This window comes from Globicatella sulfidifaciens DSM 15739 (assembly GCF_900167405.1).
Taxonomy (GTDB): domain Bacteria; phylum Bacillota; class Bacilli; order Lactobacillales; family Aerococcaceae; genus Globicatella; species Globicatella sulfidifaciens.
On record NZ_FUWO01000029.1, the window covers coordinates 1 to 13,149 of the forward strand.

12 protein-coding genes are annotated in these 13,149 nt (G+C 36.5%); 4 read left to right on the forward strand and 8 right to left on the reverse strand.

The features are described from left to right. Positions 1–407: 407 nt before the first annotated feature. The 3 genes from B5D12_RS09620 to B5D12_RS09630 all read right to left on the reverse strand — a co-directional run bounded on the left by B5D12_RS09620 (position 408) and on the right by B5D12_RS09630 (position 3,367). A complete protein-coding gene (locus B5D12_RS09620) occupies positions 408–1,541 on the reverse strand; it encodes an ATP-grasp domain-containing protein (protein ID WP_078756606.1) in 1,134 nt (377 codons plus the stop codon). 524 nt (positions 1,542–2,065) lie between these two features. Then, complete coding sequence (locus tag B5D12_RS09625) at positions 2,066–2,821, reverse strand: glycoside hydrolase family 73 protein (protein WP_078756607.1); 756 nt, start codon at positions 2,819–2,821, stop codon at positions 2,066–2,068. An 18-nt stretch (positions 2,822–2,839) separates the two neighbouring features. Beyond that, positions 2,840–3,367, reverse strand: coding sequence for a hypothetical protein (locus tag B5D12_RS09630; RefSeq protein WP_078756608.1), 528 nt, complete (start codon positions 3,365–3,367; stop codon positions 2,840–2,842). Between the two features lie 122 nt (positions 3,368–3,489). Here B5D12_RS09630 and B5D12_RS09635 point away from each other — a divergent pair, with 122 nt between their 5' ends. After that, complete coding sequence (locus tag B5D12_RS09635) at positions 3,490–4,002, forward strand: FUSC family protein (RefSeq protein ID WP_078756609.1); 513 nt, start codon at positions 3,490–3,492, stop codon at positions 4,000–4,002. Between the two features lie 373 nt (positions 4,003–4,375). Here B5D12_RS09635 and B5D12_RS09640 read toward each other — a convergent pair whose 3' ends face one another. The 5 genes from B5D12_RS09640 to pepA all read right to left on the reverse strand — a co-directional run bounded on the left by B5D12_RS09640 (position 4,376) and on the right by pepA (position 10,687). Continuing rightward, complete coding sequence (locus tag B5D12_RS09640; protein ID WP_078756610.1) at positions 4,376–6,508, reverse strand: serine hydrolase; 2,133 nt, start codon at positions 6,506–6,508, stop codon at positions 4,376–4,378. Between the two features lie 477 nt (positions 6,509–6,985). Beyond that, entirely contained in the window at positions 6,986–8,320 is a 1,335-nt protein-coding gene (gene murC / locus B5D12_RS09645) for a UDP-N-acetylmuramate--L-alanine ligase (RefSeq protein WP_078756611.1), read from the reverse strand. A gap of 1 nt (position 8,321) precedes the next feature. Further along, positions 8,322–8,933, reverse strand: coding sequence for a hypothetical protein (locus B5D12_RS09650; RefSeq protein ID WP_078756612.1), 612 nt, complete (start codon positions 8,931–8,933; stop codon positions 8,322–8,324). 32 nt (positions 8,934–8,965) lie between these two features. Continuing rightward, positions 8,966–9,595 carry a YtpR family tRNA-binding protein gene (ytpR, locus tag B5D12_RS09655; RefSeq protein ID WP_078756613.1) on the reverse strand — a complete coding sequence of 210 codons (630 nt, stop codon included), beginning with the start codon at positions 9,593–9,595 and terminating at the stop codon, positions 8,966–8,968. Positions 9,596–9,607: 12 nt separating this feature from the next. After that, on the reverse strand, positions 9,608–10,687 hold the full coding sequence (gene pepA / locus B5D12_RS09660; protein ID WP_078756614.1) for a glutamyl aminopeptidase: 1,080 nt from the start codon (positions 10,685–10,687) through the stop codon (positions 9,608–9,610). Positions 10,688–10,911: 224 nt separating this feature from the next. Here pepA and B5D12_RS09665 point away from each other — a divergent pair, with 224 nt between their 5' ends. The 3 genes from B5D12_RS09665 to trmB all read left to right on the forward strand — a co-directional run bounded on the left by B5D12_RS09665 (position 10,912) and on the right by trmB (position 12,777). Continuing rightward, positions 10,912–11,244, forward strand: coding sequence for a PepSY domain-containing protein (locus B5D12_RS09665; RefSeq protein ID WP_078756615.1), 333 nt, complete (start codon positions 10,912–10,914; stop codon positions 11,242–11,244). A gap of 68 nt (positions 11,245–11,312) precedes the next feature. Next, entirely contained in the window at positions 11,313–12,128 is an 816-nt protein-coding gene (locus tag B5D12_RS09670) for a phosphotransferase family protein (protein WP_078756616.1), read from the forward strand. Next, positions 12,118–12,777: a tRNA (guanosine(46)-N7)-methyltransferase TrmB gene (gene trmB / locus B5D12_RS09675; RefSeq protein ID WP_078756617.1), complete on the forward strand. Its 660-nt coding sequence runs from the start codon at positions 12,118–12,120 to the stop codon at positions 12,775–12,777. The genes B5D12_RS09670 and trmB overlap by 11 nt, the downstream gene beginning before the upstream one ends. Positions 12,778–13,149: the final 372 nt, after the last annotated feature.

Consider the following 13,149-nt stretch of genomic DNA (forward strand, 5'->3'; position numbering starts at 1 on the left):
CAACAAGATAAGCACTTGTTTACTTGTCAGAATTGTGGGTATCAATCAAATGATGACCGTGTGGCAGCTATCAATATTAAAGAATTGGGTCACCGATATCTGTCGAGTGAGAAAAACCTGCGGTTTGAAAAAGTTGTGCCAATACAAAATTATTAAACATAAAACAATATTCAGTAAGTGTCTACAGACCGCTTATTGATGGGGTGCCAGTCAACCATCCCTTAGTGTCTTTAAACGGTTGGAGATATGACATCATTTGTACAACCACCATGTTTAGGACAAACTCTCTGTTTTAACAGAGAGTAGTTGATCATTAGATTATATTCTATTAACTTTTTCTAATTGCTCTTCCATAATCACAACTATCAATTGACTGTTCTCGACAAAGAATATCACACTTAAAATCCCTATTTTTTTAATAAATCTGTTATTTCAATTTGACGTTCGCAATTACTAATCGAGTCCCCGGTTATAATCACTTGTCCCACAATGTCATGAGCTTCATGTCCCAAGGGATTAAATAAAGCAAATCCCCAATCTGTACGCATCATATATTGCGTTAACACACTATCAAGATTTAAATAAGGTACTTGTAATGAAATTGCTGCCTTACTTCTTAGACGTATTTCCGGTAGTGGTAATCCTAATACCGCACGGACCGTTGCCTCATAATGATTCACTGACATTGAACCAATGGTAAATAATGCTGCATCAGAAAGACCGATTCTAGCATCATTGACATAGACGACTCCCGCAGTCGTAATTAACAATTCCATTGTAATGGAACCAATTAAGCCTAATGCATCAGCAATCACGTGTCCAATTCGATTTATTTCTGCTTCAATCGCCGAATGCAAGCTCACCGGATAACGCACTTGCGTTCCACCATCAATACCCGCTTCAATAATCTCAAAAATCGGGTAAACTAACATTTCGCCACGCTCGTTACGCACAATCGTTAAGGAGGCTTTCTTCTCAGATGGAATCCAAGCTTCTAAAATACAAGTACTTTCCTCAATTTTAGTTTCCGCTTGAGGATAATCTTGTTCACTATAAATAATAACCGATTTTTCTGAATTAGGTAAATGTCGGTTGGTTGATTTTAAAATACAAGGAAAGCCAATATATTCTACCGCTTCTTTTATATCAGCTATTGATGTTACCAATGAAAACGGCGCTACTAATAATTGCAATGAATCTAAATACGCTTTTTCTAATAATCGATCTGTCGTAATGGAAATTAAGTCTTCTGACATCGCAACATCCGTAATTTCTTTTAAAATTTGATAATCTTGACTGGATAAAATGCCTGTATCGGTAATAATCGTGTCCACCCGTCCGGCAAAATGTCTTAAAGCCAGTTCATCATACGTTTCGGCAATGGTTTGCCAGGACGCAAACTGTTTAACCGGATTGTCTGGAGTCAAAACCAAACTACCTACTCGGTATCCTAATCGACCCGCTTCTTGTGCTAATATAGCTGCAGATAAACTAGAACCAATAATTCCCACTGTTTCACCTGGATAATGTTTTCTTGGCATATTGTCCCTCCTTTCATCCATTTCACTCTTACTATCTTATCATATATTGGCAATAATTCCGATATGTTTTCGTCTTCTTTTTTTACATTTTATTAACAATGAAAAAAGAGCACAGAAGGGATACATCAAATGACAGTTGCTCCCTAACTATGCTCTTCATCACTGTTTATTTACAAGGTGTCTTGATTTAATGGTAATGTTAGAAACTAAAGTTGCACCGATTGATTCACCAAAATGGTCACCAATCATGAGTTATCTTTGATCCTCCAGAACCAAGATCATTCAGGTCCGAAGGATTTTGCTTTTAAAATGCGACTAACACTCATTTGGTAGCTTTTCAAGTTTCATCGACTAAACCATTTAGCTACTTTTTCAACATCATCGATCGTATCATTCAGTTGCTTTTCAACATCATCGACCGTACCATTCAGTTCCTTTTCATATATCATCGACTATCCTATTTTGCTATATTATCCAAACATCTGCCGATCACTAAGCTTGTTTAATTTCATAAGCATTCTTATTTATTGCTCGGTGATCTGTTCTCCATTTGGCTGATTATACTGGTAGAGATTCCATTCATCCATCATCGCAATTAATTTATCTGCATAATCGGGATCGGTAGCATAACCTGAGTTTTGTAAACCTCGCGCTTGCTCTTCAGGGGTAGTGCCATTTTTAACTGCAACATATTGGTCGGCATCCCAAGTAGTACCATGGACCAATAAGCGGGCATGAGCCTCCATTGAAGCCGCCCAATCAGGATAAACCTTAAAGCGTTCGGTGCTCTCAATCCATTTATTATCAACATACTCTGCTGTGGGTAAATCCACACCATCGGGATCACTCGCATCCGTTTTAACACCAAATAAATTATAATAATCTGACGCTAAACCACTCTGGCCAAATTCTGATTCTAACATCGCTTGTGCCATTGAAACACTCGCATAAATACCATATTGACGCTGTAACTTTTGGGCAATTGGTGAAATTTCTTCCACAAAAGCCAATCTTGTTTGATAGTCAATATTTTCAATTGGGGATTCAACAGAATTCGTATCTCGTGATTTCTGCCACTGAGAGACTAATAGCGTGAGCAATACCAATAAAATAATTACAAAAAAGGTGATGATACCTAATTTTTCAAAAAACACACGTCTTAAATCCTGAAATTGTTTTTTCTTCGCCGATTTTCGTTTAGTTGGTTTACGTCGTGTTGTTTTTCGCTTTTTCGCTGGCTTTCTAGCCGTTGTTTTTTTCTTGGTCTTCCTCTCTACCATCTCAACACCCCCATTGGATTATTCGTCTTCTTTTAATTTTTCTCTTTCACTTTCAAACCAGTCGAGTAATTTTATTTCATTGGTTTCAATCTGTTGACGAATAACACCTGGTAAACGCAGTTCAATAATATCATTGTAACCCCAAAAATTATAATCTGCAATCAACTGTAAAATCGTCATATTGGATTTACGAGAACTCTTATCTTCATTCGCATCTGATTGATGCCATTCTAAACGTACCATGCCATGACGAACCCATTTTTTAGCTATTTCATATTTTAAAAATAAATATTCTTTCACTGGCTCAGCCATAATATCCGGTACAATCTCCGCATTACGCACTACTTTTTGAACGAGCATCCATTCATAATCTGTGAACAATGTAGATAATATCATAATATTTTCATATTTCAAACCCTGTTCACCTTTTTTCCATCGATCCCAACTTTGAGGTGAAATTCCTAATTTTTCAGAATAAAAAGCTTTTTCACTCACATATTTCTCTTTTATCGCATGAACAACAATCGCAATTAATGCTGGATTCATAAAACATCACTCCTTACGTGTATTATATCTTTATTATACACTTAATACGTGATGTTGTAAATGTTTGTATTTTAAATTTATTTCGTATATTATAAAAGAAATAAGAGAAGGGATTCGAGTTTATGGTAAATAAGTCTCCATTTAAAATAGGTTGGCGAACCATCAAAACGGTTGTAGGAGTATTTATTATCTTATTACTCTTCCATTGGTTGAACCGTTCACCTGCAACATTAGCCTGTTTAGCTTGTGTTTTTGCGATGCAAGGAGATATCTCCAAGTCCATTACTTTTGGACGTTATCGAATTGTCGGTAATACACTAGGGGCCCTGATAGCTGCCTTGGTGGTTCAAATTGAATTAATATTTGGCATTGAACATCCCTATGTTCATATTATAACTGTTTCGCTAGGTGTGTTATTGGTTATTGTTTCATGTAATGTACTGAATAGTGATAAAAGTATCGTTAATTCTTGCGCCACCTACTTCGTCGTACTACTGACGATTTCGAGTAGTCAATTAGTCAGTTATACCATTGAACGCATTTCAGATTGCTTTATTGGTGTGATTATTGCCATAATCGTCAATTACTTACTCCCCGGTTCAAAACCTCAACCAACTGAATCAGAGAGCCTTTAATACTACCTAAATATACCGCAATCGCAATAATAATAATATTGAACTTAGGTCTGATATTTCACTATTTATCGTTTAATGATGCGAGATAAACAGTTGAATTAAAAAAATCTCAAAGTAGTAGTTAGAGTTGGCATTACCAGTAGATTTGACGATGAAATTTAGTTGTGCTCAGAAAGTCACTTGACGATAAAATAGTTTTTGCTATTAACATTTGTCAAGCACTTAAAGACATCTCTGCAAATAAAAACGAGCTAGAAGAAAGAGTTTGTTACACTCTACTTCATTAGCTCGTTCTTCTTTTAACTCAAGTTCAACAAGTTATGATAACTTGCAGTATCTTAAAACTTTTTTACTAATCATCAACTAAATGATATTACTCAGCATAATAGAATTTATTAGATCCATCTTCATCTTGGAACCAATTGATATTACGGTAACCGCCAGTATTTGGATCATATACTGAATCAGGCATACCGTCACCATTAAGGTCTTCCCCATATTGGAATCCTGGCACTTCAGTTTGTTCAACCACTGGTGCTTCAGTGACTGGCTCCACATATTCTTCTTCAAGAACTTCTTCAACCACTGGTTCTTCAACTGGTGCTTCTTCGGTTGTTTCTTCTTCAGATGGAATTTCACCAGTCATGAAATAAGAAACTAATTGACGAATTGAGTTCGCAATACTTGAGACAGTTGTGTCAGTATCTTTTGGATTCGCCACATTTGTCACCACTAAGTATTGGCCATCTTCTGTTTCTAAAATCGCAGCATAACCTTGACTCGTTGAATCTATATCATTTGAAGCAATTTCGTAACGACGCGTAACGCTTTCGAATCCATCGGGATATTTGCGAGTAATTGGTGTTTCTAATAACATCTCTTTAAATTTCGCATCTAAATCTTCAGACACTAATTGATTATTAGCTAATTTTTCTAATAATAATAATAAATCTTGTGCATTGGTTACTGTACCTGTTATATGACCTTCGTCATTGACATTTAATAACTCTGTCACTTTGGTAGCAAAGTAATGGTTCTTAGATAACCATAAGTTAAAGTCATTAGGACCACCTGTTGCTTGAATCAAATGGTTCATAGCAGAAGCATCTTGTTGTTGAATCACTTCATACATTAAAGTTTCGATTGTAAATTCAGTACTTTCTTCTGCAGATGCAATGGCACCATTATCCCCTTCAGCTTTTAGATCGTCTAATACTTTCACCTTAGTTTCAAGGTCAATCTCACCCTCATTTATCGCGGATAATGTACGGTTTAAAATGTACCAAGAGAATAATTGTGAGGCATCAAACGAAGAATCAGCATAAATATATGGTGAGTCTTCCCCATTTTTCTTAAAGGCTGCTGAAAGTGAGCCTGTTTCTGATAAATTATCGGTTAAAATTTGATTGAAGTTTTCAAACTTTTCGCCATCAACTGTTGTTTTTGGTAATTCAACATCAAGTGATTCATCAATATTTAATGCTTCTGATTGTACTTTCACCAATTGTTTAGGTTGCTCGGATGCAATCACTTGCATAGCTGGATTATTGAAAGCAATTTTCAATTGTTTTCCTTCTTGAACAAGTGAATAATCTTGAATCTCTTGAATTTCGCCGTCGATATCAACTGAGATATTTAAATCTTCACGTTTAATTTCTTTTTGGTCATCCGCTAACTCTAACTCAATTTCGGTCAATGGATACTGATCTAAGTTCACAGCACTTTTCGCTACTACCGCATTTTCTGTTTGATTCGGTTGGTCACTAGAAGTTTCATCCTCTTTAGTCGTTTCACCTTCTTGGGTTGTTTCACCCTCTTTAGTGGTATTTTCGTCTTTAGTACTGTCGTCTTCTTTATTAGTATCATCAGTTTGAGAGTTATTTGCTAATAAATCACTTTCCTCTGTTGAGTTAGGAGTATTTTCATCACTTTCTGTCGACACCACTTGTTCACTCGTAGAAGGTTGGTTTTGATTACCAAAGCCATATTTTTCCCATAATTGTTTCCCATATTTAGGCCCGAAGGCAATTAATAGGAATAATAAGAATACAACTAACAATAATTTAATAATATTCCAGAGGAAACCTAAGACACTGCCACGTCGTTTTGTCTTGGGAATCACTTCAGAATCTTCAATATAACGTTCTAATTCATCATCACTCACTCGACTAGTACGGGTACGCGTCGCTTCATCAGTAGTGGCAAATTGAGGCTCTTTCCGATTATCAAGACGACTATCGATCGTGCGATGAACGCGTGTCTCTTCAAAATTTTCTACATTATCCACAGTTCCCAGAACACGGGTCTTTTCAAAATCATCGACACGACTTTGTCCAGCCGCTACACCAGCAGCTACTTCGTCGGTAGTTTTAATATCTTTTAATTCATCTCTTTGAGGTTCTGGTTTGGCATGTACGTGCGTCGATTCTGAACCATCAAATTGATGACCACAATAAGCGCATCTTGTCTTAGAACGTACTTGCTTACCACAATTTGGACATTTCATATTATTCCCCCTAAATAAATATTCTCACTGATTATTATAACATAATGAGTACTTTAATGTCATTCACAAGCCCACAACCATTTCATTACAAAATAATATCAAACTAGAGCATGACTCGATAACTGAACCGAGCAATAACCTAGTGACTTTCCGCTAAACTTAAGACTTCGTGTTTCGGCTGAGCACCGACCTAAAATGGGTTAGGTATCAGCGCAGTTGGATTCCACTGAGCCACTGCGCTTTTAATTAGCACGCAATAACTAACATAATTAAAAAATTTATGCCTAACCTCTTTAAGACGCGTATGAGACCACTCAGCCAAACTGCTGATAAATATCGGCAACATTTTGAATCATTTTTTCAAATTTTTATCCATTTACTCTATTGAGGTTCTATCATTTTAGTCAAGAAATGACTAGCACTATTTTGATACATACAAAAAAGCCAGCCTCAATGAACAGGCTGACTCCATTTTAATTATAAGTTATTACCGAAATTTTGACTGTAAGCTGCTTCAAACTGACGAGCTAATAAATCAATATCACCCGCACCCATAAATAATAAGACTTCATCTTTATAGTCCATTAGTGGTGATAGGTGTTCAGCAGATATGATTTCCACACTTCCCTCAATTTTATTGGCCAAATCTTGAATGCTAACGGATCCATCCATTTCACGTGCGGAATGGAAAATATCCACTAAATGCACTTCGTCTGCCATATTTAAAGCCCGCGCAAAATCATCCAATAAAGCTACCGTACGGGTAAATGTATGTGGTTGGAAAACAGCCACTACTTTATGATTAGGATATTTTTGTTTTGCTGCATCGATGGTTGCGATAATTTCAGATGGATGGTGAGCATAATCATCAATGATCGTTAAATCATGTAATTGCTTCACAGAGAAGCGACGTTTTACCCCACCGAAAGTGGCGATATTTTGAGCAATCTCTTCCGCTTTAAATCCTTCTAATGTCAAGACTGCAATCACTGCCAATGCGTTTAAAATATTATGTTGACCATATGTTGGAATTGAAAAATGTCCTAAAAATTCGCCTTGACGATATACATCAAAATTTGCACCTTCGGTTGTTTTTTCAATATTTTGTGCATAAAAATCATTAGTGTCAGATAAGCCATAATAATATACCGGTACATTCGCTTTTAAACTTGGTAAGTATTGGTCTTCACCCCAAGCCACAATACCTTTTTTAGCTTGATTCGCAAATGTTTGGAACGCATCAAAGACATCTTCTATTGAATGATAATAGTCTGGATGATCAAAATCAATATTGGTAACGATGGCGTAATCCGGTTGATACGCTAAGAAATGGCGACGATATTCACACGCTTCTAAAGCAAAGTACTCAGCTGATAAACTACCAAAGCCAGTACCATCACCGATTAAATAATTAATGGGTGCTAAATGTTTTAATGTATGAGATAACATGCCTGTAGTAGACGTTTTACCATGCGATCCGGTAACCGCAATACTCGTAAAATGATTGATTAAACTACCTAAAAAGTCATGATAACGATAGATTGGTAAATTTAATTCGCGTGCTTTTACTAATTCAGGGTGATCATCTCCGAAAGCATTCCCCGCAATAATGGTTAAACCTTCATGAATATTATCAGGGTTAAATTCCATCATTTTAATGTGTTTTTTCTCTAATTCTTGTTGCGTGAAAAAGTATTTAGAAATGTCGCTACCTTGTACCTTATAGCCACTATCATGGATAATTAAAGCCAGTGCACTCATCCCTGAACCTTTTATTCCTACAAAATGATAAATTGTATCATGTGTTAACATGTTAGTTCTCCTTACTATATTCAAATAACAAATAACTTGATTTTTCTTTAGTTAAACGCACCGCTACTTCGCGAATCTTGGAAGCTTCAATTGACTTGGCTTCACTTTGTGCTGCTGTTTCGATTGGCATTGTTACGTCAGCCCTACTCTTACTTAGTGCTATGGGTTGTTCTGTTAAAGCTGGTTGATACCGTTTTGATTTAAAACGCTCGCTAGGTTGATAGGTGGGTTCTTCGGCTGCCGCTTCAGGTTCGCTGTCTGCGACTTGTTGATTTAAAAATACTTTGTCTGACGAATCCGAATGTTGTTGCTTTAAAAATGGAACCGAATAACGTTCCTTACCATTAACAGATTGGTGTAATTGAGCATTTTCTATTCTAGCATTTAATTGTTGACGGTCAACCGGTGGTGCTAGATCTTCACGTTGATCTATACTTCGAACTTTCTTAGGTAACTCATAATACAGAGGTTCATCATGTTTATCAGCAGTTTGGCTCCGAGTGGTGTCAAAGATACGCTTACTACCATCACGATCAGTTAAACGATTAAAACGACGATTTTTATTCGATCGATGTTGACGCTTATTAAATGCCGGTCCATCATATTCACTCACGTCGCTCACCTCTTTCAATAGATTCTATAATACTATGCGTAATATTCTACCACTTCAGATAATGGAGTGCCAACTTTTAAATCTTTGGCTAATTCCCAAATACCTGGATAATCCTCAATATGAGTTAACTCTAATTCACGGGTCGAACAGACCATCCCATTACTTACGACGCCACGCAATTCACCCGGCCAGATAATCAAACCACTTGGCATCACTGCACCTGGTAATGCGACCAAGACATTTAGTCCTTTAGATATATTACGCGCACCACACACAATTTGCAAGACTTTATCATCAGAAACACGAATTTGCGTCACACTTAAATGATCACTATCTTCATGTGGACGACATTCTTCTACATGACCAACCACAAATTTTGGTGAATTATCTACTTCGATTGTCAAATCAAATCCTGCTGCCGCAATCATTTCATTGACTTGTTTCACTTGTTCAGTAGATAAAGCCAGAGCACCATTACCTTCAAGACCTAATTTTTCTGCAACATTGAATAGATTGACAGAAACTGCTTCGTCAGTATCTTCATCATAAATAACGGTGACATTATCTTTAGTCGCTGTTTTTACTTTATCATCCGCGACATTGCCACTTGTCAATAATAAAACATCGCCAATACCTTCATTATTATAAAATGCTAACCACATATTTTTTCGCTCCTATGCTTGTTCTTTAATTGAATTTAATGTTGTGCTATCAAAAGTTGTTACAATTTGATGTAACATTTCTTTTGCTGCTTCATAATCTGAAATTCTAAATAAGGTTTGATGTCCATGAATATAACGTCCTGGAACACCAATAACACCACTTGGGACACCATCATTCATCACATGAGCGGCACCTGCATCCGTTCCCCCTTTTGAGAAGAAATACTGATACGGAATACCATGTGTTTCAGCTGTATCTAAAATATAATCTCTTAAACCTTTATGCGTTATATGACCTGGGTCTTGCATTCTTAATAAGAAGCCTTCGCCTAAACGACCATCTACATCTTTTTTACCTTCCATATCACCCGCTGGGGAACAATCTACTGCTAAGAATAAATCTGGTTTAAATTGATGAACCGCACCTTTAATTCCACGCAAACCGACCTCTTCTTGAACACTTGCGCCAGCAATCAAAGTGGAATTCAATTTTTGGTCTTTAACGGCTTGCAATGTTTCTAACATAACCGCACAACCATAGCGATTGTCCCACGCTTTCGCAATAACGCCTAATCCATTCGCCGTTTTAACAGTTTCCACTTGAGGCACAATCGAATCCCCTGGTCGAACGCCATACTCTAATGCTTCTTCACGAGAGGTAAATCCAGCATCAAATAATATATCTTCTGCTTTGACAGTTTTACTTTCTCCATTATTACCACGTAATAAATGCGGTGCGACTGAAGAAGAAATACAGACATAATCACCTTTCTTCGTTTGAAGAGTAAAACGTTGGGCTGAAATACTATATGGATTCCAACCACCAATCGGAATCACAGCGAATAATCCATTTTCAGTAATACGGCTAACCATAAAGCCTACTTCATCCATATGTGCCGCAATCATTAAACGAGGGGCATTTTCAGTTTGACTTTGTTTAATACCAAAAATATTACCTAATGGAGATTGATGAATTTCATCAACTAATGGCGTCATATGCTCTCTTAAATACGCGCGCACGCGACCCTCATTACCAGAAATCCCTTGTAATTCCGTTAATTCTTTAATCAACTTAAATGATGTTTCGTTCATTGAAATTCGCTCCATTCTAAATTTCTATCTAATATATTGTGGCACAAAATACCCTTAAAATCAAACCTTAATCACGATGTTAACACGGTTTTCTACACGGTAAAATCGGATGTTTTTCACAATCAAATAATAGTACAATCAATATATCTGTTGTGTTATAATGGAAATACTACGCAAGAAATCAGTCTTTTTGTGTTAATTTTTTTCTTTAAGGAGGAATTAAAATGAGCCAAAATAAAAACAATACTTTAGCTGGATTATTATTACTCGCAACTGGTCTAGTTGTAGGGGCAGCAGGTGCGCTTTTCTATCGTGAGAACCAACCTAAAAAAGCTAATCTTGTCTTAGAAGATGTAAAAGAACAATTTCAAAACCAAGGGACGATTACCGGTTCTTGGATTGATTATGAACCCGTAGAATATGAAGTGTTTGAAAGCAAGCCTCTCGTCTATCTTGGCGGTATTTCACGTAAAGAAGCGGATGGCATTGTCACCTACAATTTTATCGCTGACGCTTTCACAGGAGAAATTTTGGATATTTATGACTATCAAGCTTAATTTTGCTTGACCACGCCAAAGACTTTGGTAAAATGATTACTGTATGATTTTTTGAAAGGAGGTAAAAAATGGCGTTTGATGGACGCAACGAGTGGCGAATGTTACCACTAAAAGGCTCATCTGGAGAAGCTTTTATGGGGATTAAAGATGATGAGAAAGTATTTTTCAAACGCAATTCCTCACCTTTCATTCCTTCTCTTTCAGCAGAAGGTTTAGCTCCCAAATTAATGTGGACTCAAAGAACTTATTCAGGGGATTTATTAACTGCTCAAGAGTGGAAAAATGCAAAACAGTTAACAAGAGAAAATATGCATAATTTGGACGTTATTGATTTGATCAAACAAATTCATCAGTCCGAGCATTTATTAATTTTACTAAGACGGGTACAAAGTAATGCTTTCAAACCTTTAGACTTTATTGATCTATATTTTGAAGGCTTACCCCCTTCCTTAACGCAACATCGATTTTTTAATGAAGTCGTCCGCTTTTTAGAAGACTCAGTAGACGATGATTTTTATCAATGTCGTTATACTGTTTGTCATGGCGATTTAAATCATAACAACTTCATGATCGATGAAGATCAAAAATTATTTTTAGTCGACTGGGAAGGCGTTAAAATAGCCGATCCCATTAGTGACCTTACTTGGTTCTTACTTCAATATTTCAAACCAAGCGAATGGATGGATTGGTTTGATCGTTATCAGTTTGAATTTGATGACTCTTTTTACAAACGCGTGAAATGGTATAGTCTAATGAACTGCCTCTTATTAATTAAGCAATATACATTAGAAAATCGACCACAACAAGTGAACGAATTTATTTTATTATTACGAAATATTTATCAATCAGAAGATCAAGCAAAAGGAGGCTTTTATGCGCCTTAGAAATAAACCATGGGCCCAAGACAAATTAGATGCCCATCCAGAATATGTCCCACAAGAAGCAGAACAATTTCGCGGAAAATGGCAAACTCGCTTTGAAAAAGCACAACCCCTGCATATTGAAGTGGGTTCTGGAAAAGGACGTTTTATCGTTGAGATGGCCAAAGCTCACCCCGAAATTAATTATATTAGTATCGAAATTCAAACCAGCGTCATTGTGAGTGTGCTTGAATTACAATTAGAAGCACAATTACCTAATTTACAAATCTTACATGCCGATGGCCGTAACTTAAATCAGTACTTTGAACCTGGTGAAGTCAGTCGAATTTATTTAAACTTTTCTGATCCTTGGCCAAAGAAACGACATGAGAAACGCCGTCTAACCTCTGCCGATTTCATTAAACAATATGAAGAAATTTTAGTAGCGGATGGTGAAATTCATTTTAAAACCGATAATCAAGGATTATTTGAATATACGCTCTACTCTTTCTCACAATATGGTATTAAATTAAAACAAGTCTGGTTAGACTTACATCATTCAGACTTTGAAGGTAATATCATGACCGAATATGAAGAAAAATTTTCAAGCAAAGGCAATCGCATCTATCGTTTAGAAGCTTACTTTGACAATGAAGAAACCAAATCAAAATAAACCAACGCACGACTAAAACCCGTTAAGGTTGCTGTTGTGCGTTTTTGTTTTAGTTATCTAGCTGTAGTGGCGCTTTTTTCAATTTGTTGGATTAGCATTATGCAAGACACCAATTCTGCATCGATTGCCCCTATATTTTATCGCTATTTTCTACCCGACCTAATCCAGGTTGTCCAGGTTGCCACTCCTTATTAAAATCAATTTGTGCTAAATTATTCATTGGCACTTGGTATTGTTTTCATATTTTGGAAACAAAGAGCTTTTAATCAACTACTCTCTGTTAAAACAGAGAGTTTGTCCTAAACATGGTGGTTGTACAAACGATGTCATATCTCCAACCGTTTAAAGACACTAAGGGATGGTTGACTGGCA

What these genes read in the sequence shown, in the direction of transcription:
- B5D12_RS09620 (WP_078756606.1), bottom strand. Translation starts at nt 1,541, where the DNA reads ATGCCAAGAAAACATTATCCAGGTGAAACAGTGGGAATTATTGGTTCT.
- B5D12_RS09625 (WP_078756607.1), bottom strand. Translation starts at nt 2,821, where the DNA reads ATGGTAGAGAGGAAGACCAAGAAAAAAACAACGGCTAGAAAGCCAGCG.
- B5D12_RS09630 (WP_078756608.1), bottom strand. Translation starts at nt 3,367, where the DNA reads ATGAATCCAGCATTAATTGCGATTGTTGTTCATGCGATAAAAGAGAAA.
- B5D12_RS09635 (WP_078756609.1), top strand. Translation starts at nt 3,490, where the DNA reads ATGGTAAATAAGTCTCCATTTAAAATAGGTTGGCGAACCATCAAAACG.
- B5D12_RS09640 (WP_078756610.1), bottom strand. Translation starts at nt 6,508, where the DNA reads ATGAAATGTCCAAATTGTGGTAAGCAAGTACGTTCTAAGACAAGATGC.
- murC (WP_078756611.1), bottom strand. Translation starts at nt 8,320, where the DNA reads ATGTTAACACATGATACAATTTATCATTTTGTAGGAATAAAAGGTTCA.
- ytpR (WP_078756613.1), bottom strand. Translation starts at nt 9,595, where the DNA reads ATGTGGTTAGCATTTTATAATAATGAAGGTATTGGCGATGTTTTATTA.
- pepA (WP_078756614.1), bottom strand. Translation starts at nt 10,687, where the DNA reads ATGAACGAAACATCATTTAAGTTGATTAAAGAATTAACGGAATTACAA.
- B5D12_RS09665 (WP_078756615.1), top strand. Translation starts at nt 10,912, where the DNA reads ATGAGCCAAAATAAAAACAATACTTTAGCTGGATTATTATTACTCGCA.
- B5D12_RS09670 (WP_078756616.1), top strand. Translation starts at nt 11,313, where the DNA reads ATGGCGTTTGATGGACGCAACGAGTGGCGAATGTTACCACTAAAAGGC.
- trmB (WP_078756617.1), top strand. Translation starts at nt 12,118, where the DNA reads ATGCGCCTTAGAAATAAACCATGGGCCCAAGACAAATTAGATGCCCAT.